Source organism: Rhodovulum viride, assembly GCF_003265965.1.
Classification (GTDB): domain Bacteria; phylum Pseudomonadota; class Alphaproteobacteria; order Rhodobacterales; family Rhodobacteraceae; genus Rhodovulum; species Rhodovulum kholense.
On the sequence record NZ_MUAV01000113.1, the window covers coordinates 1 to 1,001 of the forward strand.

The window sequence follows — 1,001 nt, forward strand, 5'->3', positions numbered from 1 at the left end:
AGAGTGGCAGTGACCTACACGCCCGGGCACGCGGCTGCGTCGCCCTATCCGATGACCCATGCCCGCATCCTCTGGGACCGCCTGACCGGCACCGTCTCCGCCACCAGCGCGGCCGAAGGCTTCGAGGCCGCGCTGGCCGATACAGTCGAGACCAACAGCTGGTGGCAGCCCGTCGCAGCGCCAGCATCATGGCAGATCGAATTTGCATCCGCCCAGACCGTCGATGCCATCGGGATCGGGGCCCATACGCTCGGATCTTCGGGGGCGAGCGCACGGGTCGAATACCTGTCGGGGTCCGCTCTTGGAAACCTGCTGCTCTATTCGCAAGATTTCGCGCTCTGGCCGACCCTCACCGGCGCGACGCTGGTCGCGACTGCCGCGCCCGATGGCTCGACGGACGCGCGCTGGCTGACAGAGGATACGTCGACCGGGATGCATTATCTGCAATCCGGTTTCACCGCCGTCGCGGGCCGGACCTACACGCTTTCGGTCTATATGCGGCCTTCGGCGGACCGGCGGCTGCGGCTTGCTCTGGTTGGCCCCGCATATGCCACACCGGCGGTCGGCGATGTGGGTGCAGATGGCCAGTTCTATTCCACATCGGGGACGACGGCCGTCAGTTCCGTTCCGGTCGGGTCCACGGGCTGGTTTCGTGTCAGCATCAGCGCCACGGCGCAGGCCAGCGGGACCGCGAATGTCCGCTTCGCGCTTCTGGACGCGGCGGGAAACACCTCCTATGCCGGAACCGGCAACGCGATCAGGATTTTCGGCGCGCAGGCCGAGTGGCGCACCTTCGCCGCACCTTATATCCGGTCTCTCTCCACGTCAGCGACGTCCTACTGGTGGGCGGTGTCCGACGACTGGCTGCTGCCTTCCGATAACAGCGCGATCCTGCACCTCTTCGCCCCGGTCTCGACGCTCGGGCTGCGGCTCTCGATTTCGAAGGTGGCGCGGATCGGCGTCATCGGGACCGGCCGGGCGCTGGCAATGCCGCGCCGGGG

1 protein-coding gene is annotated in these 1,001 nt (G+C 67.2%); it reads left to right on the forward strand.

Going from position 1 to position 1,001, the window contains the following annotated elements:
- Nucleotides 1–51: 51 nt before the first annotated feature.
- Nucleotides 52–1,001, forward strand: a 950-nt coding sequence (locus BYZ73_RS23120; RefSeq protein ID WP_220086884.1) for a phage head spike fiber domain-containing protein, incomplete at its 3' end; no start/stop codon positions are given.